18 protein-coding genes and 1 pseudogene are annotated in these 20,503 nt (G+C 64.3%); 7 read left to right on the plus strand and 12 right to left on the minus strand.

The window, feature by feature from the left end; all coding sequences use genetic code 11:
- Positions 1 to 30 precede the first annotated feature (30 nt).
- From ACXAG6_RS18540 to ACXAG6_RS18585, 10 genes are all read right to left on the minus strand, one after another.
- Positions 31 to 3,249 (minus strand): caspase family protein, encoded by a 3,219-nt coding sequence (locus ACXAG6_RS18540; RefSeq protein WP_475339365.1) that lies wholly within the window; start codon positions 3,247 to 3,249, stop codon positions 31 to 33.
- 48 nt (positions 3,250 to 3,297) lie between these two features.
- Positions 3,298 to 3,918 carry a LysE family translocator gene (locus tag ACXAG6_RS18545; protein WP_475339367.1) on the minus strand — a complete coding sequence of 207 codons (621 nt, stop codon included), beginning with the start codon at positions 3,916 to 3,918 and terminating at the stop codon, positions 3,298 to 3,300.
- On the minus strand, positions 3,915 to 4,424 hold the full coding sequence (locus ACXAG6_RS18550; RefSeq protein WP_475339368.1) for a DUF1697 domain-containing protein: 510 nt from the start codon (positions 4,422 to 4,424) through the stop codon (positions 3,915 to 3,917). The genes ACXAG6_RS18545 and ACXAG6_RS18550 overlap by 4 nt, the downstream gene beginning before the upstream one ends.
- A 5-nt stretch (positions 4,425 to 4,429) precedes the next feature.
- Positions 4,430 to 5,548 carry a DNA replication/repair protein RecF gene (gene recF / locus ACXAG6_RS18555; protein ID WP_475339369.1) on the minus strand — a complete coding sequence of 373 codons (1,119 nt, stop codon included), beginning with the start codon at positions 5,546 to 5,548 and terminating at the stop codon, positions 4,430 to 4,432.
- A gap of 30 nt (positions 5,549 to 5,578) precedes the next feature.
- Positions 5,579 to 6,697 (minus strand): DNA polymerase III subunit beta, encoded by a 1,119-nt coding sequence (gene dnaN, locus ACXAG6_RS18560; protein ID WP_475339371.1) that lies wholly within the window; start codon positions 6,695 to 6,697, stop codon positions 5,579 to 5,581.
- 148 nt (positions 6,698 to 6,845) lie between these two features.
- Complete coding sequence (dnaA, locus tag ACXAG6_RS18565) at positions 6,846 to 8,291, minus strand: chromosomal replication initiator protein DnaA (RefSeq protein ID WP_475339372.1); 1,446 nt, start codon at positions 8,289 to 8,291, stop codon at positions 6,846 to 6,848.
- A gap of 576 nt (positions 8,292 to 8,867) precedes the next feature.
- Positions 8,868 to 9,134: a 30S ribosomal protein S20 gene (gene rpsT, locus ACXAG6_RS18570; RefSeq protein WP_140015635.1), complete on the minus strand. Its 267-nt coding sequence runs from the start codon at positions 9,132 to 9,134 to the stop codon at positions 8,868 to 8,870.
- Between the two features lie 251 nt (positions 9,135 to 9,385).
- Positions 9,386 to 10,162, minus strand: a complete 777-nt coding sequence (locus tag ACXAG6_RS18575; RefSeq protein ID WP_140015638.1) for an enoyl-CoA hydratase — start codon at positions 10,160 to 10,162, stop codon at positions 9,386 to 9,388.
- A 64-nt stretch (positions 10,163 to 10,226) separates the two neighbouring features.
- A complete protein-coding gene (gene mutM, locus ACXAG6_RS18580; protein ID WP_475339373.1) occupies positions 10,227 to 11,078 on the minus strand; it encodes a bifunctional DNA-formamidopyrimidine glycosylase/DNA-(apurinic or apyrimidinic site) lyase in 852 nt (283 codons plus the stop codon).
- Between the two features lie 61 nt (positions 11,079 to 11,139).
- The gene (locus ACXAG6_RS18585; protein ID WP_475339375.1) at positions 11,140 to 11,850 is read right to left on the minus strand and encodes a hypothetical protein; all 711 of its coding nucleotides are present in this window, start codon (positions 11,848 to 11,850) and stop codon (positions 11,140 to 11,142) included.
- A gap of 85 nt (positions 11,851 to 11,935) precedes the next feature.
- Here ACXAG6_RS18585 and ubiE point away from each other — a divergent pair, with 85 nt between their 5' ends.
- Together ubiE and ubiB are read left to right on the plus strand one after the other, a co-directional pair.
- Positions 11,936 to 12,688: a bifunctional demethylmenaquinone methyltransferase/2-methoxy-6-polyprenyl-1,4-benzoquinol methylase UbiE gene (gene ubiE, locus ACXAG6_RS18590; protein WP_475339376.1), complete on the plus strand. Its 753-nt coding sequence runs from the start codon at positions 11,936 to 11,938 to the stop codon at positions 12,686 to 12,688.
- 7 nt (positions 12,689 to 12,695) lie between these two features.
- Positions 12,696 to 14,228 (plus strand): 2-polyprenylphenol 6-hydroxylase, encoded by a 1,533-nt coding sequence (gene ubiB / locus ACXAG6_RS18595; RefSeq protein WP_475339377.1) that lies wholly within the window; start codon positions 12,696 to 12,698, stop codon positions 14,226 to 14,228.
- Positions 14,229 to 14,619: 391 nt separating this feature from the next.
- On the opposite strand, the gene ACXAG6_RS18600 is transcribed toward ubiB, so the two are convergent.
- Positions 14,620 to 15,333, minus strand: coding sequence for a flagellar hook capping FlgD N-terminal domain-containing protein (locus ACXAG6_RS18600; RefSeq protein WP_475339378.1), 714 nt, complete (start codon positions 15,331 to 15,333; stop codon positions 14,620 to 14,622).
- A gap of 12 nt (positions 15,334 to 15,345) precedes the next feature.
- Positions 15,346 to 16,890, minus strand: a complete 1,545-nt coding sequence (fliK, locus tag ACXAG6_RS18605; protein ID WP_475339380.1) for a flagellar hook-length control protein FliK — start codon at positions 16,888 to 16,890, stop codon at positions 15,346 to 15,348.
- A 112-nt stretch (positions 16,891 to 17,002) separates the two neighbouring features.
- On the opposite strand from fliK, the gene ACXAG6_RS18610 reads away from it, so the two are divergent.
- The 5 genes and pseudogenes from ACXAG6_RS18610 to flbT all read left to right on the plus strand — a co-directional run.
- Positions 17,003 to 17,287 carry a rod-binding protein gene (locus ACXAG6_RS18610; RefSeq protein WP_475339381.1) on the plus strand — a complete coding sequence of 95 codons (285 nt, stop codon included), beginning with the start codon at positions 17,003 to 17,005 and terminating at the stop codon, positions 17,285 to 17,287.
- Positions 17,280 to 17,633, plus strand: a complete 354-nt coding sequence (locus ACXAG6_RS18615; protein WP_140015646.1) for a BAR domain-containing protein — start codon at positions 17,280 to 17,282, stop codon at positions 17,631 to 17,633. Before ACXAG6_RS18610 ends, ACXAG6_RS18615 begins: the two co-directional genes overlap by 8 nt.
- Before the next feature lie 309 nt (positions 17,634 to 17,942).
- A complete protein-coding gene (locus tag ACXAG6_RS18620; RefSeq protein ID WP_475339382.1) occupies positions 17,943 to 19,535 on the plus strand; it encodes a flagellin N-terminal helical domain-containing protein in 1,593 nt (530 codons plus the stop codon).
- A gap of 113 nt (positions 19,536 to 19,648) precedes the next feature.
- A complete protein-coding gene (flaF, locus tag ACXAG6_RS18625; RefSeq protein ID WP_475339519.1) occupies positions 19,649 to 20,056 on the plus strand; it encodes a flagellar biosynthesis regulator FlaF in 408 nt (135 codons plus the stop codon).
- A pseudogene (flbT, locus tag ACXAG6_RS18630) lies at positions 20,053 to 20,448 on the plus strand (flagellar biosynthesis repressor FlbT); the annotation flags it as partial. The gene flaF and the pseudogene flbT, both read left to right, overlap by 4 nt.
- Positions 20,449 to 20,503: the final 55 nt, after the last annotated feature.

Here is a 20,503-nt window from a genome sequence, read left to right on the forward strand (position 1 = left end):
CACGCGGATGACACGATTTTCGGCGGCTTTTCAGGGGCTTTCCGCTGGCGCTGTATCTGCCTGATTTTCCTTGGCGATTTCGGCGATCCGGTCGCGGGTGACGCCAAGGTATTCGGCCTGCTCCGCAGAGAGCCAGCCCCGCGCCTCCATCCGCTCCAAAACCTCCAGCGCGCGCGCCATATTCTCAGCCGGTTCCACCCCCAGATCCGCGAGGTGATAGTAGCTGACATAGAGCCCCCAAGTGACGCCGCGATCAGCCTTTAGCGTCTCCAACAGCTTGAGCCGTATGTCCAGCGCCGCCTCATGTTCGGCAATCGCCTCCTCCTTGCGCCCCTGTGCGGCCAGCGCAATGCCGAGTTGCTCATGGCTCACCGAGAGCAGCCAGCCACGGCGCGTGTCTTGCGAATGGTTCACCATCAACTTCTGGCGCAATTCCAGCGCGATCCGGTGCCATGCCTCGGCGTTCTCGGCGCTGCCATAGCCAAGCTCCAGCTGCCCCAGCGACTCCGCAGCCTCGGCGGCGTAAATCGTCGGTTCCGCCCGCTCCATTCGCGCGGCGGCCGAGGTCAGCCAATCATAGGCGTCGCGCATGGTGCCGTCGGCTTCCACCACCTCACCCAACACAACCTCCGTCTGCCCGAGTCGCAGCATCGCAAGCCCGGCCTGCAGGGCGGTTTCCGGGTCTTCCGCGTCCTGCATCAGCAGCCAGATGCTGGTCAGCACGATGTAGGAGCGGGTCAGGTGCAACTGCTTCAGCTCCGCCTCGCTCGTGGCGCCAAGCTGTTGGGACTCGATTTGCAGGTTGATCTCAAGGTTCAGATCCCGCCAACGACGGTTTTCACCCTTCATGTTCATCAGGATCCTGGCAAAGCCTCGCGCTTCGATCAGCCCCTCCAGTGCCGCCTCCCGGTCCCCCGCGCGCGCGGCGCGGTAGGCGATATACCGTTCCAGAACGATGCCGTCATAAATCCAGCCCGCGTGGGTCCGGTTGGCCTCGCGCAGTGCTTCCATCTGCCCACGGGCCCGCTCCAACGCAGCCTTCGCCTCGGCATCCTGGCCCAGGAACGAAAGCGCCCGCCCCATCGCAAATTCCGCCTCGAACACCGCATGCCCGATGGCCGTGTCCCCCGGCGCCGCCGCCAGCATCGGGCGCAACAAGTCCAGCGCCTCCCGCGCCTTCGCTTCGGCCTCTTCGCGCTCCATCATCCGGGTCAGCGCCATGGATTGCCCGATCAGCGTGCTACTCAAAGCGTGGCGCAGCGCCGCGCGTTGCGGGTCTTGCTCGAACATCTTGACCAAGAACTCTTCGGCCTTCGCAAAATACTGAAGCGCTGGCTCAACATCGCCGGTCTCCAGCAGAGCGCGCCCCACCTTCATCGCCGTGCGCCCGATCGCAAGGCCATCGCGTTTGCCCGATTCACGCGCCGTCGCGCCGTAAATCTCCAGCCCCTCCCAGTAGCTGTCAAAGGCCTTCTCCGCCTCGCCCATGCCAATCTGGGCATCGCCGCGCCGCTCATTGGCCTCTGCAAGCCTCAGCTGCACCGCCGCATCCTCAGGGCGGGCCTCGGCGTGGGGCCGCATCCGCGCAGCGGCATCCTCAAAGTCCTTCAGCGCGGCCTCGTGATCTCCCAGCAAGATCCCGAGGTCGCCGATCAACATCTCGACCTCCCAGACATCCAGATCGTGCTGAAGGGCCGCCCCCTGCCCCTCGCCCTTGCGCAGCACCCTCACAGCCTGAACCGCCGCCTCGCGCACAGCCTCGGTATCGCCCACCACCTTCTGCGCCTTGGCGATGCCCACAAAGGCAAGGTAGAGGCGACGGCGCATGGCAACGTCATCCTGCGCCTGCAAAAACTCCGCGCCCGCCAGATCACGCATGCCTTGATAGGCCCCCAGCGCGGCGGCATGGTCGCCCAGCAGGGTGAAAATCTCCGCCGCCTCCTGAAAGAGCTCGATCCGTGCAATTCGCGCCGCCTCAGGCGGGCTCAGCGCGGCAAGCTCCTCGTGGATCACACCCGCCTGCTCCAGCACCTCCAGCGCCAGTGCGTAATCCAACCGGGTGCGGGCCACACCGGCCTTCAGCCGAAGTGTCTCGGCCTCCGACATGCGCCGCGCCACGAGGTTTTCCATCAGCGCATCGCCCGAGGCCCTGTCGAGCGCAACCGCCTCGTCGAGCGCGCCCAATGCGCCGGTAAAATCGCCCAGTTCCAGCCGCATCTCGGCCGTCCGGCGCATCTCGGCCACCTCGCCATCCTGCGCCGAAAGCTGCCGCAACTGCGCCCGCGTCGCCACGAAGGCCGCCGCCGCCTCGGCAAGCTTGGCGCTGCGTTCACTTGGCGACGCATCAGAAAGATCATTGGCCAGAAGCGCCCCGAAGATCGGCGCCAGCGGCACTTCGGCGTCACTGGCGACCCGCTCCACCTCGGCGCGCACATCCGGCGTCAGCTCGGCCATCGCCAGCAACAGCCGCTCCCGCTCGGGCAGCGCGTCATCCTGACCGGCAGCAAAGAACAGCCGCGGCAGGGCGCTTTCCACGTAGGGCAGCTGCGCCCCGCGCGTGCGGTCATACACCTCCTGCTGCACCAGCGTCAGCACCGAGCGTACCTCCAGCCCCGGCGCTGCAAGATGCCGCGCCAGCGCAGCGGCGAAGGGCGAGTTTTTGCCCTCCCCGTCCAGCGCCACCGCCCCCGGTGCGGTGGAGAAGCCGATCAGCGTGCCCTCGCCGCGCGGCACGGCCGCAAAGCCCGGTGTCTCACCTGCCTGCAAAGCAATCGCCGCGCGCCCCTCATCCACGCCCTCAAACGGGTCCACCCGGCACGCGTCCACCAACAGCACCGCGACCGGCGCAATCTTCCCCACCCGCTCGCGGATCTCGGCAAGGCTTAGCGAGCTTTCCATCAGGCTCTCGATCGAAGATCCGTCACCATCCACCGGCAGCAGCCGGTTGTCGCCCCCCACCTCGAAGCCATGCCCGGCGAAGTAGACCACCGCCACATCGGCGCCTTCACCGTCATACTCAAGGTCTTCCAGCGCCCGCTCCATCCGTCGCTTGTCGCGGTCGCGCTCATAGACCACGTCAAAGCCAAGCGCCTCTAGCGCCGCGCCCACTGTATCGGCATCGTTCGCCGCGTTTTTCAGGGGGCGCATGTCCTCGTAGCGATCGTTGCCGATCACCAGCGCCACCCGCTTTTCGGCGAGCGCGGGAAGGGCAGTGACGCACAGAAGGAAGATCACGAACAAGCGGCGCATGATCGGCAGGATACCCGGCCCCCGCCCAAGCGCCAGTGACGTTTTCCGTCAGGTAAAGGGGATCACACAGCCCACGAGCATCAACAGACAGCCCGCCACGATATTCGTCCGCCGGAGCGCCTCCGGTGAGGCCAGCAGGCGGCGGGCGCGGTCGATCATCAGGGCAAAACCGAGGTTGCCCAAAAGCGGCACCACCGCCGAAAGCGCGGTGATCGCGGCGATGTCGGCCCATGTCACGGCGGTGAGGTCAAAAAAGCCCGGCAACACACCGAGGTAAAACAGAACCGCCTTTGGATTGCCCAGGATCACCGCCATCCCGGCGGCGAACCCGGCCCACATGCCGGGCCGCGTCAGCCGGCTGTCAGCGGCAATCGACTTGCCCGCATGGCGCAAGATGAGCCCACCCATGACAAGGAAGATCGCCGCCGCGACCCACTTCAGCACCGCCATGAAGCCCGCGAAAACGGTCGTGACCCAAGTGATCCCGTAGATCGCAAGAAAGGGCCAAAGCACATCGCCCACCGTCACCCCCAGCGCCAGCGGCCATGCGGCGTTGAAGCCCCCGCTCAGCGCCCGCGCCGTCAGCGCCATCCAAACAGGGCCGGGCGTGAGAAACAGGATCAGCAGCGCAAAGGCATAGAGCCCCAGTTCGGCAGGGGTGATCGTCATGGCGCGTCCAGCATCTCGGCCAGCTTGGCGATCGTGGCAAAGTTGCGCGCCGTGGCAGGCGTGCCCAGGAGTCGCTCCACCTTTGCCGGAAACTTTGATTTGCCCATGCCGTTCGGTGCATGAAAGTACAGCACCCGCCCCAGCAGTTCGGCCCGTTCGCCGTTTTCCAGCACCTTCTCAACCGCCAGCATGTCAGCCGCGGGTTGGCGCGCGCAGAAGAAATAATGCATCAGCTTCGGCGTCTCCCGCGCCTCCTTGAAGGGGTCCGCCTCCATCGCCGCCTGCCAGTCATCCGCCCCGATCAACATGCAAGCGGGCCGAAAGCCGAACCCAGCCTCGATCGCCGCTTCGACCTGCTCCACGCCGGGGGCATCGCTCAACACCACATTGCCCGACTGGATATAGCTCTGCACCCGCGTGGCCCCGAGCCGCTCCAACAGCTCGCGCAGCTCCGCCATCGGCAGTTTGCCATGGCCGCCCACGTTGATGCCCCTCAACAGCAACACCTGCCTCACACCGTCACCTCGCTGACCGTCGAAACCCCGCCTGCTTCCGTCACCTCAAAGTGCTGCGCCTTGTCACCCAGTTCCTCGAACAGCTCCGCCCCTGTGCCGGTCATGAAGGCCTGCGCGCCCAGCCGCTCGATCTCGGCATAGAGCGCGGCGCGGCGCGAGGCATCGAGATGCGCCGCCACCTCATCGAGAAGCAACAGCGGCGGTGCACCGAAATCTTCGGCCAACGCACGGGCATTGGCGAGGATGAGCGAGAGGAGCAGCGCCTTTTGCTCGCCGGTGGAGCAAAGCCGTGCCGGGGTGTCCTTGGCAATATAGGTGGCCCCAAGGTCGGCGCGGTGCGGGCCGGTCAGCGTGCGCGTTGCCGCAAGGTCGCGCGCGCGGCCCTCTGCAAGTGCCGCCGTCAGCGCCTCGGCGTCACCGGGCGTGTCACAGGCCGGTTCGGGGTGGCTCAGCATCAGCCCCGCCGCCGGAAAGGCACTGCTCGCCTCATCCTGCGCCGCCGCCAGCCGCATCAACGCGTCTTCGCGGTGGCGATGAATGCGCGCGCCCTCCTCGCCCATCCGCTGCTCCAACGCCGCATACCAATGTGCGTCGCGCACCATGTCCTTCAGCAGCCGGTTGCGCTCGCGCATCGCCTTTTCATAGGCCAGCACCGCCTCGCCATGTGCTGGCTCGAAGCTGAGCACGATCCTGTCTAGAAACCGCCGCCGCCCCTCGGCCCCTTCGATCCAGAGGCGATCCATCGAGGGCACCAGCCAGACGACCCGCGCGAGCCGCCCCAACGCCACCTGCGCCGCCGCCTTGCCGTCGATCTTTACGCTGCGCCCGCTGGCCCCGGCCTCGGCCCATGTTTCCAGCTCATGAAAATGCCCCAGCGAGGCAAGCTCCGCCTTCACCTTCCAGCCCAGCGCCTCGGGCGCGCGCGCCATCTCTTCGGCGCTCGCCCGCCTCAGCCCACGCCCGGGCGAGAGCAGCGAAACTGCCTCCAGCACATTGGTCTTGCCCGCCCCGTTCGGCCCCCAAAGCGCAACCGGACGGCCATCCAAAGCCAGTTCCGCCCGACGATGCGAGCGGAAGTGTGAGAGCGTCAGGGATGTGAGGGCAAGGCGGGGCATGGCTGTAGGGTGGGTTAAACCCACCGCCACTTAAACCCGCATTGGCATCACGACGTAGAGCGCCGAGGTGTCGGAGCCTTCGCGCATCAGCGTCGGATCACCGGCGGAGTTGAACAGGAACACCGCGTTCTCCCGGTCCACCTGGCTGGCAATCTCGGTGAGGTATTTGGCGTTGAAGCCGATCTCCAGATGCTCGTCGCCATAGGCCACCGCCAGCTCTGCCGAGCCTGCACCGCTGTCGGGCGCGTTTACCGAAAGCACCAGCCTGTCTTCGTCGAGCGAGAGCTTCACCGCGCGGGACCGCTCGCTGCTGACCGTCGACACCAGATCAACAGCCTTGGCAAACTCGGCGGCATCCACCTCCAGCTTCTTGGTGTTTCCGGTCGGGATGACGCGGGTGTAATCGGGGAAGGTGCCGTCAATCACCTTGCTCGTCAGGGTGATCTCGGGCGTGGCAAAGCGCACCTTGGTCTCGCTGACCGAAACAGCAATCTGCGCCTCGTCATCGTCGAGCAACTTGCGCAACTCGCCCACCGTCTTGCGCGGCACGATCACGCCCGGCATCGTCTCCGCGCCCTCGGGCAGCGGTGCATCCACGCGGGCCAGCCTATGACCATCGGTCGCCACGCAGCGCAGCGCCTGGCCCTCCTCACCGGTGGCCACATGCATGTAAACACCGTTGAGGTAATACCTTGTTTCCTCAGTGGAAATCGCAAACTTGCTCTTGTCGAAGAGGCGGCGCAGCGTGGCGGCACCGGCGCTGAAGTTGGCCCCATACTCGCTCGACGCCATAACCGGAAAATCTTCTTTCGGCAGCGTGGCAAGCTGAAAGTTAGAGCGCCCCGCCTCCACCGTCAGCCGCCCGGCGGCACTGTCATCGGTCAGTTGCACCTGCGCCCCGTCGGGCAGCTTGCGCACGATCTCATGCAGGGTGACGGCGCTCACCGTGGTGGCCCCCGCCTTCTCGACCACCGCCGGGGCCTTATCGACCACCTCGATATCAAGGTCCGTGGCCCTGAATTGCACACCGTCGCCTTCGGCTTCGATCAGCACATTGGCCAAGATCGGAATGGTGTTTCGGCGCTCGACAACCGACTGCGCCTGCGCGATGGCCTTCAGCAGAACGGCCCGCTCGATCGAGAATTTCATTGCTCTGTCCCCCTAGGTGCCGGGAGGCGCAGACTATGCGTTTCCCCTCGGCAGGCAAGTTGTTTCTCGCAGTTTCGTGAGGTTTCAAAGGAGCGTCAAGAGCACCCCCAACGGCAGACCGGGCGGGCCACAAGCCCGCCCCCGGCGATCAGGCTTCGAGCATCCGCTTCAGCAGCTCGATGTCATCGGCCAATCCACTGTCGGTCTGCATCATCTCTTCGATCTTGCGCACCGCATAAAGCACCGTGGTGTGATCCCGGTTGCCAAAGCGGCGTCCAATCTCCGGCAGCGAGCGGGCGGTCATCCCCTTGGCAAGGAACATCGCCACCTGACGCGGGCGGGCGATGGTGCGGTGCCGCTTGGGGCCGGTCATATCGGAGATGCGCACGTTGTAGTGCTCGCACACCCGGCGCTGAATTTCTTCCACAGTCAGCTTGCGCTCGGAGGCGCGGAGCAGGTCGGCAAGGCACTCTTGCACCATCTCCAGAGAAACCTCGCGGCCAACAAGATTGCCGAAAGCAAAGAGTCGGGTCAGGGCGCCTTCGAGCGTGCGGACGTTGCCGGTAATCCGATGGGCGAGAAACTCCAGCACATGCGGCGCAATATCGAGGTTGCCATAGTGGCCTTTGTAAAACTCCGCCTTCTGCTGAAGGATCCCCAGCCGCAGCTCGTAATCGGTCGGGTGCAGGTCCACGACGAGGCCCGAGGCCAAACGGCTGGCGATCCGGTCTTCGATCTTCTTGATGTCATGCGGCGCGCGGTCGGCGCTGATGACGATCTGCTTGCCCTGATCGGAGAGCGCATTGAACGTGTGGAAGAACTCTTCCTGCGTGCTGTTCTTGCCCGCGAAGAATTGCACGTCATCCACCATCAGCACATCGACGGAGCGAAACGCCTGCTTGAACTCGTGCATCCCGTCTTCGCGCAGGGCGCGGACAAAGCGATACATGAACTGGTCAGACGACAGATACACCACCTTCTTCTCCGGGCAGTATTCCTGCAGAGCCCATGCAATGGCGTGCATCAAGTGGGTCTTGCCAAGGCCGGAACCGCCATAAAGGAACAGCGGATTGAAAGTCAGCGGGCCACCTTCCGACACCCGGCGCGCGGCGGTATAGGCCAGTTGGTTGGGCTTGCCGACGACGAAGCTGTCGAAGGTAAAGCGCTCATCCAGCGCGGCCCCAGGCAGATCATCGTCACTGTTGCTCCCGGCATTGCCCGACCCGCCGGACTGGCCTCGTCCGGACCCACCGGCGCTTGCACCACGGCTGCCAGCGCCAGCATCATCGCTGGCGGCTTCCACAGGGCGCACCTCATTGGCCGCCTGCTCCGCGGCCGCAGCGCGCGCCGCCGCGCTGGGCACACGAAACTCAAGGCGGCGCACTTCAAGCCCGTCGCGGCTCATCTGCTTGACGATCGTGTCCGAGAAATTGCGGCTCACCCAATTGCCAAAAAAGTTGGTCGGCACTTCGAAATGCGCAACGCCATTCTCCAGGCTGTTCAGCTTAAGCGGCTCAATCCAGGTTTTGAAATTATTTTGTCCAACCGTCGTCTTGAGCGACTCGCTGACCTGTCCCCATCGCGTCTGCGGCATTCCCACTATCCTGTCCCACTTTTTGTTTGTCATTCACACACCCACAAACCGCCCCTGCCAAATCTGGCGGCCCGCACTCATGCGGCTCACGGGCGTCGGGGACGCGGATGGCAATGCCTTTCGGTGCCCATTGCGCAATAGCGCTGAGCCGGCTCCATAGAGCATTCAAAAGACAGGCTGTACGGACGCAAGCTTTGCCCGCCAGCCAGTGACATCTCTTCGGACATGTCGTGTCAGCAGCAGCGACCCTGACAGAGCGGCCATTCAGGCTCGCCTGCAGACTCTCTCGACAACAACCCGTTTCCAGCTTTTTGCCCCGGTGCAGCGCTTCCCCTGAAGCTCCGGTGCCCGGCTGAAAACGATCATGTCCCCCCTAGGCGACGTGAATCGCAGGATTGGTGATAGCAAGCGCTCGCGCGAGCGGGCAACTGACCTTTTGCCTTGACTCATGCTTTAATCAGACCGAATCCCGCCACCCCCCTGAACGCCCTAGTTTTTATGGCCTGAACGACACAGCGCAACGAAAAGGGGCGCCAACCCGAAGGTGGCGCCCCTTTCCTGAAATGTGATCACGACTCAGGCGCCGATGGCCTTCACGCGGGCGCTCAGGCGCGACATTTTCCGCGCTGCGGTGTTCTTGTGGTAGACGCCTTTGGTCACGCCGCGCATCAGTTCGGGCTGGGCAGCGCGCAGGGCGGCGGTGGCGGCATCCTTGTCACCGGAGGCGATGGCCTCTTCGACTTTGCGAAGGCTGGTGCGGATGCGCGAACGGCGCGCCTTGTTCACAGCGAAGCGGGCTTCGTTCTGGCGGGCGCGTTTTTTGGCTTGGGGCGAATTGGCCATGGTGTGTCTCTCTTTCGTCGGGTCGTGCGTTTCAAACTGGTGAGCGCGGGAAGACCCGACCCCGGGTTCGCAACCGGGCGATTCTGGCCAGAGCGGGCCTCACACGCATGTATCGCGGGCGTATACAGCCCCTGCATTCGATTGCAAAGAAAAATCGGCGCGGCCGAGCCCGTGAGCCTCGTTCCTCGTTCAGCCCCGCGCTTAGCGCCCGATGTGCGAGAACGTCACGCAGGGGCAGAGAGACCTCGGCTCTACTTGTCGCGAAACTGCGGTTCGCGCTTTTCCAGAAAGGCTTTCATGCCCTCTTTCTGGTCCTCGGTGGCAAACAGCCCGTGGAACAGCCGCCGCTCAAACAGTAGCCCCTCGCGCAGCGGCATCTCGTAGGCGCGGTTCACCGCCTCCTTGGCCGCCTTCACCGAAACCATCGACTTCTCGGCAATCTTCTGCGCCGCCGCCATCGCCTCATCCATCAGCTTCTTGGCAGGCACCACACGGCTCACCAGCCCGCTGCGCTCGGCCTCCTCGGCATCCATGAACCGCCCGGTCAGGTGCATGTCCATCGCCTTGGCTTTGCCAACGAAGTGGGTCAGCCGCTGGGTGCCGCCGATTCCGGCAATGACGCCAAGGTTGATCTCAGGCTGGCCGAATTTGGCGGTGTCCGCAGCAATGATGAAATCGCACATCATCGCCAGCTCGCAGCCCCCGCCCAGCGCATAGCCCGAAACGGCGGCGATGATCGGCTTGCGGCAAGCCAGTATCTTGTCGATCTGCGGGCCGAACATGTCGCCCATGAAGACATCGACAAAATCCTTTTCTGCCATCTCCGAAATATCGGCCCCGGCCGCAAAGGCCTTCTCCGAGCCGGTCACGATGATGCATCGCACCGCTTTGTTGCCATCGGCCTCGGTGACGGCCTCCGACAGCTCACCAATGAGCGTCGCGTTCAGCGCGTTCAGAGCTTCGGGGCGGTTGAGACGGATGGTGCAGACATGGTCGGCGGTATCGACGACGATGGTTTCATAGGCCATGTGGCGGCGGTTCCTTTCGGCTGCCAGACTTCCCTTTGTTAGCAGGGTCAGACCACGCTGCAAGTTATCTTTGACATGATCCGCAGTAGAAAGTGGAACGCCCCGATTGCACGATCCGCCGGATCACGCCGCCGCAACCGGGGGTAGAGCACGGCGCGCCTTCCCGGTCATAGGCGGCAAAACGATGCTGAAAATATCCAAGCTCGCCAGAGGCTTGCCTGTGGTCACGCAGGCTGGAACCGCCCGCCTCGATGGCCTCTTCCAAGACCTCACGAATTGCCGGAACCAGCCGCGCAACCCGGGGCGCAGAGATTTGCCCGGCCTTCCGGCGTGGCGAGATGCCGGTGCGGTGGAGCACCTCGCACACATAGATATTGCCCAACCCGGCCACGATCTTCTGGTCCAGTAGCGCGGCTTTTACCGGCGTATTCCGCCCCTCGAATGCGGCGATCAGGTGCGACTCGCTAAAACTGTTGCCCAGCGGCTCTGGCCCAAGCGCGGCCAGCAGCCGATGCGCCTCGGCCTCCACGGTCGGCACAAGGTCCATCACCCCAAAACGGCGCGCATCATTGAACGTCACCCGCGCCCCGTTCTCCATGTCCAACACCACATGGTCATGCTTTTCCGTCGCTGGATGGCTGTGGTGAAACAGCCCCAGACCCTCGCCGCTCACCCGCATCCGCCCGGACATCCCCAGATGAATCAGCAGCGTCTCACCGCTGTCCAGATCGGCCAGAATATACTTGCTGCGCCGTCGTAGCCCCAGCACGCGCTTGCCGGTGAGCCGCTCTGCCATGCTAGGCGGAAACGGCCAGCGCAGCCCCTCCCGGTTCACCCGGGCCTCGGCAATCACGGTGTTTTCCATGGCAGGCAGCAAACCGCGGCGCACGGTCTCCACCTCGGGCAGTTCGGGCATATCGGCTCCGGCTCAAAGGTCAGACGCCAAACCTAGCGGGCCAGCGCGGCCCCGCAAGCCCTCAGGCCAAGGCCCCGCGCCCGTCAATCGCGCCATGCGCCCGGGTCAAAAACTCGCTCATGCCGGTCATATACTTCTGCACCCGCATCTTCTTGCCATCCGCCGAGGTCAGCCGATACACCCCGTTGCCCTCATCCCTTATGTCCACGAGGTCGCGCCATGCGATCTCGCGCCGAAACTGGATGAGGCTCTGCGAGACGATGACATCCCGATCATAGCGCATCTCAAAGCTGAACACGTGGGCGATGCCCAGCAGCCCAACACCGATTATGGCGGGCTTGACGAATATCATCCACTCCGGGTTCAGCCCCAAGTCTGAAGTAAGAAGCACCGCGACTGCGGCGACCACAAGAAACACTGTAGAAACCCGCATCCCCCAAGTGGTTTTCATCACCTTGCTGCCAAGCGAGTCTTCCGCCGCCTGCGACATGCCACGCGATGCCAATGGAGCGATGTCCCGCTGCTTCATGAACTTCGCCCCCGCCGTCAGCTCCACCCGGCGGCCCTGCGCGTCGGCGGCATTGGTCGCCTCATAAAGCTTGTTGGTGACCGCCCGGCCGAGCTTCGCAGGCAGGATCCAGACAAAATAGACATAGGCCGCAATTGCCGCGATCACGAGCAGCACCACAGCAGCGGCAAGAGCCAACAGCACCAGCGGGTTGTCGAGAACGAAAGTCAACGCCCTCAGCCAGAACTGCTCCTGCTCACCCATCTCGCACCCTCCTGCGCTCATCTGGCACGTTTGTATCCGGTGCAGATTGCCTATATCCGGTTTGCGAACAAAGTTGGGCAAGCCCATGGCAGATGACGGAAAAACCACGCATTTCGGCAATGCCGAGGTGCCCGAGGCCGAAAAGGCCGGCATGGTCCACGAGGTCTTCTCCTCCGTGGCCTCCAAATACGATGTGATGAACGACCTGATGAGCGTCGGCATCCACCGGCTCTGGAAAGACGCGATGATGGATTGGCTGGCGCCCCGCCCCGGCCAAAAGCTTCTGGATGTTGCCGGTGGCACGGGCGACATCGCCTTCCGTTTCCTGCGCCGCGCCGGTGAGGGGGCCACGGCCACGGTCTGCGACATGACCGAGGCAATGCTGGTGGAGGGCCGCAAACGCGCCGAGGCCGCCGATATGGCCGACAAGCTCGATTGGGTGGTGGGCGATGCCATGGCCCTGCCCTTCGAAAGCAACAGCTTCGACACCTACACCATCTCCTTCGGCATCCGGAACGTCACCCGCATTCCAGATGCGCTCGCAGAGGCCTACCGCGTGTTGCGCCCCGGCGGGCGGCTGATGGTGCTGGAGTTCTCGCAACTGCCTAACCCTCTGATGCAAAAGGCCTATGACGCCTACTCCTTCAACGTGATCCCGGGCATGGGCAAGCTGGTGACGGGCGACCGCGACAGCTATCAGTATCTGGTGGAGAGCATCCGCAAGTTCCCGCCGCAGGAGGAGTTCGCCTCGATGATCCGCACCGCCGGCTTCGAGCAGGTGAAATACCGCAACCTCAGCCTCGGGGTAGCCGCGCTGCACTCCGGCTGGAAGCTCTGAGGCCCGGGTGCGCGGCCCGCATAACATCTGGCGGCTGATCCGCACCGGGGCCACCTTTGAGCGCACCGGCGCGATGGGCGTGGCGCTGGAGGCGATGGACGCACCGCGCCCGCTTCGCGTGGCCGCCCGTGTGCTCGGCTGGCCGTTCAAATGGCTGGGGCTGAAGGGCGATCCGTCGCAGCCGCCCGTCACCCGCGCGCTCACCGCCCTTGGCCCGGCCTACATCAAATTCGGCCAGATCCTCTCGACCCGGCCCGATGTGGTGGGCCCCGAGCTCGCCCAGCAGCTCATGGTCCTGCAAGACAAGCTGCCGCCCTTCCCCCGCGCCGAGGCGATGCGTGTGGTGGCGGCAGAGCTGGGCCAGCCGGTCGAGGCGCTGTTCTCGGAGTTTTCCGAGCCGGTCGCGGCGGCCTCCATTGCGCAGGTCCATAAGGCCGTGCGGTCCGACGACGGGCGCGAGGTGGCGGTCAAGGTGCTACGGCCCGGGATCGAACGCGCCTTTGCCCGTGACGTCGACGCCTTCTATTTCGCCGCCGCGATGATTGAGCTGCTCTCGCCCGCCTCCCGTCGGCTTCGCCCCCGCGATGTGATCGAGCACTTTGAAGGCGTGGTGGCTGGCGAGCTCGACATGCGGCTGGAAACCTCCGCCGCCTCCGAGTTTGCCGAGAACACCGAGGGCGACGAAGGCTTCATGGTGCCGCGCCCGTTCTGGCCGCTTTCAGCGCGCCACGTGATGACGCTGGAATGGGCCGAGGGCATATCCTTCAACGACCTCGCGGCGCTGGATGCAGCGGGCCACGACCGGGTGGCCCTTGGCGAACGGGTGCTGTCGCTGTTCCTGCGCCACGCCCTGCGCGACGGCCTGTTTCATGCCGACATGCATCAGGGCAACCTCAAGGTTGCGCCGGGCGGCGAGATCATCGCGCTGGATTTCGGCATCATGGGCCGGATCGACGAGTATACCCGCCGGGTCTATGCCGAGATCCTGATGGGCTTCATCCGCAAGGATTACAAGCGCGTGGCCGAGGTGCATTTTGAGGCCGGATACGTACCCGCCGACCGCGATGTCGACGAGTTCGCGCGGGCACTGCGGGCGGTGGGCGAGCCGATCTTCGGAATGGACGCGACCCATATTTCCATGGCCCGACTGCTCTCCTACCTCTTCGAGGTGACCGAGCGCTTCGGAATGGAAACCCGCACCGAGCTGATCCTGCTCCAGCGGACGATGGTGGTGGTGGAAGGAGTGGCGCGCTCGCTTCACCCCAACATCAACATCTGGCAGGCCGCGCGCCCGGTAGTGGAAGATTACGTGAAGCGCAACGTCGGCCCCGCCGCGCTGCTGCACGACCTCAAGGAAACCGCCCGCGTCGCCATCCGCTTCGGCCCGCGCCTGCCGGCGCTGCTCGAACGCGCCCTGATCGCCCAAGCCACCCCGCCACCGCCCCGCCCCTCGGGCAGCAAGTTCTGGCACCGCCTCGGCTGGACCACCCTCGGCGCCGCCATCGCAATCGCCGCCATGGCCCTGACCAGCAACCTGTAACACCTCTGGCCGCCGGGCTGACGCCCGGCTGGCTTTTCAGTAGCCTCGCTCCGCTCGGGAGGCGCCTGGAGGCTTCGCTACGCTCAGTTGGCGCGCGTAGCCTCGCTACGCTCGGATCGTGTGCTTAGCCTGCTACGCTCGGCGCGGATACCTGACCCTATTGCGCTCGGTGCGCGCGGAGGCGCCGCATCACACGCGCGCTGGCTTTCGCCACCGCCCCACACACGGCCCGGCTCTTCGAGCCCCACGGCGCTCAGGGGCTTGGAATCGCTTCGCAACGCACCTGGGCATCGGCAGCCAACGCTTCGCTCAGCGAGGAGCCGTATCTTACCCTGCGCTCTCGTGCTTTCCGTCACCGCACCGGCAATCAGCGCTGCGTCGCGCTTGAATATTACGTGCCTGCGCCTTCCGCACTGCCGTTCACCGCATCGGGGCTTTCTTCATAGACAACCGGAAAGCGCAGCGCCGTCACCGAAGATGCCGGCACAGTAACGCCGCTGTTCAACAGCAGCATGGTCTCTCCGTTCTCCAGTCTCGCTTCCTCAACGAGGGCATAAACCTGCGCCTGAGTGGTCGCGATCAGCTCTTCGCCCGCGTAACTCTCCACGCTGAACGTGTAAGTGCCATCGGCGAAAAGAATGCCACTTTCATCCACCCCTTGCCAGACGTGGAAGGGCGCGCTTGAGTCGATCATCAGCCGCTGTCGCTCAATGCCAAACTCATCCGTCACCACCAGCATCCCGGCGTCGGCCTCGCTGGCCAGATCGAGTGTCATCTCGATCGGCTGCCCGGTGAACCGCGCAGGGGCGGTGACCCGGGTTTCCATGCCGACAAAGTTCGCCAACTCCGACATGCCCGTCATCCCCATTTGCGCGGACAGCTCTTCAAGCAGCACGTTGGTGCGCACCTGCTGCTCAACATTGGAAAAGGTCGCCAGTTGCACGGCAAAATCTGCGCTGTCGAGTGGGTTCAGCGGATCCTGATTTTGGAGTTGCGTGGTCATCATCTTCAGGAAGGTTTCAAAATCCGAGTTGATGTAGCCTTGGCTGGCCTGGGCGTTGGAATTCTGGCTCAGGGTGGCGGCTGTGGCAGATGAGGTTTCCATCATGGGCTCCAGTCAGAGACGAAGGTCTAGGTCGGTGGTGCCGAGTTGCAGGGTCTGCGGCCCCTCAGCGCCGGGTGGCAGCGCCTCATTCGGCGCGTCGTTGCCCGCCCAGCTTACGGTCTTGCCCTCGCCCTCCCCGTTCTGATGCTGGCCAAATCCGCTGTCGCCGCTGGCAAAACTGAATTGGGCACCCTCATGCCCGAGGCGTCGCATTTCCTGCGCCAGAATTTCGATATGGCGGCGCATCATCTCAAGCGTCTCTGGCCGCTCGGCGGTTACGGCAATATGCAGCCCCGCCTCACTCCCCGTGAACGAAAGCTTCAGTCGCCCGAGCTCTTCAGGTTTCAGGCTCAGTTCCACTGGCCCATCGGGCAGCGGGCGCGAGATCTCAGCAATCTGAGCAGCCACCTGCTGCGCCGCGGCCGCATGCCTGGACGGCGCGGCAACAATCGATGCGTGGGGCGCAAGCTGCGGAATGGTGCGCGCCTCGGGAATCGCGGTCGCGGCCTCCAAGGCCATGCTCGGGGTGATCACCGGAAGCGGCTCCGCGGCCAGCCCTCGCGCGATAACGGCGGCGACCGGTGCGATTTGCGGAGGTGCGGAAGCGACACGCGCGGGCATTGCAAGCTCCGGCGCGGCCTCCGGGGCCGCCGCAACGGGGGCCGAATCCGCCGGCGGTAGCGCAACCGGTACATCCACGCGGGACCGGAGCCGCTCCAAGAATGATCCGTTCAACGGCATATCCGCAACGCTTCCTGAAACGGTTTCGGGCCGGAGAGCGGCAATCGTTTCACGAACCTTGCTCACGGCGGCCTCGATGGCCGGGTTCACCGGTCTCTCACGCGGCGCAGCTTCGCCGCCATTGTCCACATGCGGGCGCCAATTGCTCAGGGCCGACATCAAGGCAGCCCGATCCGTCAACCGCGACATCGCAAGAGCCGGAGCCTCGCGCGAAACATGAGTGGCAGGCGTTTCAGACATAGTCGCCAATGCCCAACCGGGCGCGATCTCCAGCGGTCGTACTGGGGCGGCATCGTGCAACTGTGGCGCCTCTTGCGCAGTTGCCACAGCAGTGCCCAACTGCCCGCCCTCTTCCCTACGCGACACCCTGCGAAGTTCGGCCACAGCCTGGGCAACCTCCTTGTGCAACGGGGGTTCAGGGGCCACTTCAGCGCCCGCTTCTGGTGCGGCCGACATCACCGCAATCCGGGCCAATGCCGCTTCAGGTTCATCCATTTGCGCAGGCTCGGCCATGTCTACCCGTGCGCCAGCATTCTCCGGCAGCTGCACTTTGCTTTCCACTACACCCGCCACCGTGGCATCGGCTTCTACCGGCGGGGCGTCAAAATCGGGCGGCTCAACAACCTCCTCCCGCGCTTCAGGCCCGCCAGCCGCAGGTTCGGCCTCCTCATCCGCGGCTTCAGCCCCCAGCGCCGCGAAAATGGCAGCCCAATCCGGCCCGCCCGCCTCCGCTTGCGCCTGCCCGCCTGCACGGCCCTGCGCGGCGGCGGGACTAACTGCAAATACGGCCATCTCGGACAACATCGCGTTCTGCATCTGAACCTGATCCTTCTGACAAGTTGGCTGCAGAATGCCTTGTTAAAGTTACCAATCCTTTACCGGTTTCTGCCCTAATGCCTCAAAATAGCCTCATTTCGAAAGGCCACCCATGCCGCCGATTCCCCCTATCCCATCGCCCGCTGCATCCGCGGTTTTGCCTCAGCGCGAGCAACACCTGCGCAAGCTGTCTGTCGAGCTTGAGGCGAGCTTTCTTGCAGAAATGTTGGGGCACACGGGGCTGGGCGACACACGAGAGAGTTTCGGCGGCGGCGCGGGGGAAGAAGGGTTTGCATCGTTTCTGAGGCAGGAGCAGGCCAAGGCCATGGCCCAAAGCGGCGGGATTGGCCTGGCGGAACATATTTTTGAAAGTCTGAAGGCGCGAAACCATGGCTGATAACATCGAACTTTATGAACGTGCGCAGGCCCTTATGGAGGCCGAGCGTGAAGCCCTGAAGGGCGGGGATTTCATCCGCCTTGAGGCGCTCTATGAAGAGAAGCACGAGTTGCTCAAGCAGATCGAAGCGCAGGCAGACACATTGACTCGCTCTCAGCTTGAGGCGCTTTCGGTCAGCTCGCGCGGCAATGAGAGGCTGCTGGATGCCGCCCAGCGTGGGCTTCGCGCGGTCGCCCGAAGGCTGAGCGAAACAAGGCGCGCGGCGGAGCACCTCGACACCTATACAGACGATGGCAAACGCAAGGATCTGGGCGTGGCGCGCTCCAGCTTCGAACGTCGCGCCTGATCCTGGCGCGATGTCTGCTGGCATGATTCCAACTGTCTCCGCCCTACGCCCCGCACCGGAGGCGGCCACGTTCTTTTCACTAAACGTCCTCTCCAATCACGAACAACTCGCCTAAAATGCGCGGTTCCGCGGCGGGGGTAAATTAGGACTCCCTTAAACTCACTCGGTCAGGTTCGCAGTCGCACCTTCGTGGGTGGCGCGGCCCGCAACATCGGTCCGCATGACGGTGAAACCGGAAACCAGTCGCCCTAACGGGCGACGTTCCGAAATGGCGCAAAAGCGTCTCATCTGAAAAGGACCGAAAGAACCATGTCCAGTATTCTTACCAACACCAGCTCGATGGTTGCCCTGCAAACCCTGCGCGGCATCAACATGAACCTCGAGCAGACCCAGGCCGAAATCTCTACAGGCAAGTCCGTGGGCTCCGCTCGTGACAACTCGGCCATCTGGGCGATCTCCAAGGTGATGGAATCCGACGTGCGCGGCTTCAAGGCCATCTCCGAGAGCCTGTCTCTCGGTGAAAGCACCGTCGCGGTGGCCCGCAACGGCGCCGAAACCGTCACCGACCTGCTCGTGCAGATGAAAGAGAAGATCGTCGGCGCTCAGGAAGAAAACGTCGACCGCGAGAAGCTGCAGTCCGACATCACGGCGCTCTCCGATCAGATCGCTTCGGTGGTGGGTGCGGCCCAGTTCAACGGGCTCAACCTTCTCAACGGCACCGATGACGTTAACGTGCTCTCCTCGCTGGATCGCTCCAATGACGGTTCGGTGCAGGCCTCCGACATCACCGTTGCCCGCCAGGATCTCAGCTATGATGCTGGTGTCATGGGCACCGGTGCCTCGCTCGTCGGCGGCTCCGCCCTGACGGCGGCGGACGCGGCGGCCACCGGCGGCAACGTCACCGTGCAGGCTGGCGCAGGCCAGAACGCCGATGACAGCTCGACCCGTGATTTCTCGAACACCGGGAACGAGATGGAAATCACCATGAGCACGGCTCAAACCATCGGTGATGTCTTCAATCTGCAGATCAACGGAACCACGGTCTCCTACACCGCTGATTCGACCACGTTGAACGATGTGTCCGACGGTCTGACCGCGGCCATCAACGCTGCCGGTATCGAGGACATTTCGGCAGAAGTCGCCGGTGCGGTGATTACTATCACGTCCACCTCCAAGTTCGACGACATCGAGATCAACGGCGATACCACCTCGGCCACCACGCAATTCTCTGCCGATGTGGAAGGGGCCGTCGCCACCGCCGCAGCCTCCAGCTTCACCGGGGCGAACCTTCAGGCCCGCGCCTCCGAGGTGACCTTCTCGGCAACCGCTGGCGTCAGCGAGGGTGACGGCTACCGCGTCTCGATCGGCGGCACCAACTACGACTACGTCGCCGGCAAGGGTGAAACCTTCGAAGACGTGGCCAAGGGCCTGAAGATCGCGATCGACGGCTCGGGCCTCTCCGACATTTCCACCAACGTTACCCAGGATGCAGCCACAGGCGCTTGGATGCTTCAGGTGGACAATGACGGCGCGGCAATGGCCCTGCAGGTCAACGGTCTGGCCGATGGTGAAGCCACGGGGGGCCTGGCTGGTGTCGACGACATCGACGTGACCACCAATGAGGGTGTCGAGGCGGCTCTGGCCAACATCGAAACCTACATCGACGGCGCGATCGAGGCGGCGGCAAACTTCGGTTCGGTCGAAGGCCGGATCGAGACCCAGTCGGAGTTCATCTCGAACCTGACCGACAGCCTCACCGCGGGTATCGGCAGCCTCGTGGACGCCGATATGGAGGCCGCCTCGGCCCGCCTGCAAGCGCTTCAGGTGCAGCAGCAGCTGGGTGTCCAGTCGCTCTCCATCGCCAACCAGGCACCGCAGTCGATCCTGTCGCTGTTCCGGTAATACGGTAACGGGCGGGGCGCCGAATGGTCCGGGCCAAAACGGCTCGGGGCGCCCCGCCCACTCTCTACTCACCGCAGTTCCCCCCCGAGTGGAAGGACAGAGCCTTGAACTCCGTGCAACTGGCGCAAAGCGCCTACTCCTCCGGCCAGCAGGCCCCGCTGCGCACCCATCGCGGCACCGAATACGCAGCCTTCAGCCGGGTCACCTCGCGCCTCAAGGCCCCCCGAAATTTCAACGCCCTGGTCGCGGCGATCCACGAGAACCGGCAACTCTGGACGGCCCTCGCCGCCGATGTGGCAGACGCCGAAAATGGTCTCTCCCCCGATCTGCGCGCCCGCATCTTCTACCTCGCCCGCTTCACCTCCGAGCATTCCTCTAAGGTGCTGCGCCGCAAGGCCAACGTGGTGCCGCTAATCGAAATCAATATGGCCGTCATGCGCGGCCTCGGGGCCAGCCCGGCTGCCGCTGCACCACGCGCCGCCAAGGCCCCAGCCTCGGCGGCGACCGGAGCAAACAAATGAGCGGCCTCGTCCTCAAGCTCAGCCCCAAGGAGCGGGTGCTGATCAACGGCGCGGTGATCGAAAACGGAGATCGTCGCTCGCGGCTCTCCATTGTCACCCCCGGGGCCCACATCCTGCGGCTACGCGATGCCATCCACCCCGAAGAGGCCAAGACACCCGTCAAACGGGTGGCCTATATCGCCCAGCTTGTCCTCTCGGGTGACACCTCGCCGGCTGATGCCGATATCCAGCTCATGCGCGGGATCGAACAGCTCAGCCAGGTGTTCACCGACCATGACAGCCGCGCTCAGCTCGACGCCGCCACAATGGCAGTGCGCGACGGGCAGCATTATCAGGCGCTCAAGGCACTGCGCACGCTGATACCGCGCGAAGACCGGCTGATTGCAGCGCAGACAGGCCAGCAGGAGCCAAGCCCGCAACAGCTGCCCATGTCGCCCTCCATACCGC

This window comes from Vannielia sp. ABF1_015 (assembly GCF_056160745.1).

Bases quoted from the DNA above. Each gene is read 5' to 3' on its own strand.
- ACXAG6_RS18545 (WP_475339367.1), bottom strand. From the start codon at position 3,918: ATGACGATCACCCCTGCCGAACTGGGGCTCTATGCCTTTGCGCTGCTG.
- ACXAG6_RS18585 (WP_475339375.1), bottom strand. From the start codon at position 11,850: ATGGGTGAGCAGGAGCAGTTCTGGCTGAGGGCGTTGACTTTCGTTCTC.
- ACXAG6_RS18540 (WP_475339365.1), bottom strand. From the start codon at position 3,249: ATGCGCCGCTTGTTCGTGATCTTCCTTCTGTGCGTCACTGCCCTTCCC.
- ACXAG6_RS18615 (WP_140015646.1), top strand. From the start codon at position 17,280: ATGGCTGATAACATCGAACTTTATGAACGTGCGCAGGCCCTTATGGAG.
- ubiE (WP_475339376.1), top strand. From the start codon at position 11,936: ATGGCAGATGACGGAAAAACCACGCATTTCGGCAATGCCGAGGTGCCC.
- rpsT (WP_140015635.1), bottom strand. From the start codon at position 9,134: ATGGCCAATTCGCCCCAAGCCAAAAAACGCGCCCGCCAGAACGAAGCC.
- ACXAG6_RS18575 (WP_140015638.1), bottom strand. From the start codon at position 10,162: ATGGCCTATGAAACCATCGTCGTCGATACCGCCGACCATGTCTGCACC.
- ACXAG6_RS18600 (WP_475339378.1), bottom strand. From the start codon at position 15,333: ATGGAAACCTCATCTGCCACAGCCGCCACCCTGAGCCAGAATTCCAAC.
- mutM (WP_475339373.1), bottom strand. From the start codon at position 11,078: ATGCCCGAACTGCCCGAGGTGGAGACCGTGCGCCGCGGTTTGCTGCCT.
- recF (WP_475339369.1), bottom strand. From the start codon at position 5,548: ATGCCCCGCCTTGCCCTCACATCCCTGACGCTCTCACACTTCCGCTCG.
- dnaN (WP_475339371.1), bottom strand. From the start codon at position 6,697: ATGAAATTCTCGATCGAGCGGGCCGTTCTGCTGAAGGCCATCGCGCAG.
- ACXAG6_RS18620 (WP_475339382.1), top strand. From the start codon at position 17,943: ATGTCCAGTATTCTTACCAACACCAGCTCGATGGTTGCCCTGCAAACC.
- ACXAG6_RS18610 (WP_475339381.1), top strand. From the start codon at position 17,003: ATGCCGCCGATTCCCCCTATCCCATCGCCCGCTGCATCCGCGGTTTTG.
- fliK (WP_475339380.1), bottom strand. From the start codon at position 16,890: ATGCAGAACGCGATGTTGTCCGAGATGGCCGTATTTGCAGTTAGTCCC.
- dnaA (WP_475339372.1), bottom strand. From the start codon at position 8,291: ATGCCGCAGACGCGATGGGGACAGGTCAGCGAGTCGCTCAAGACGACG.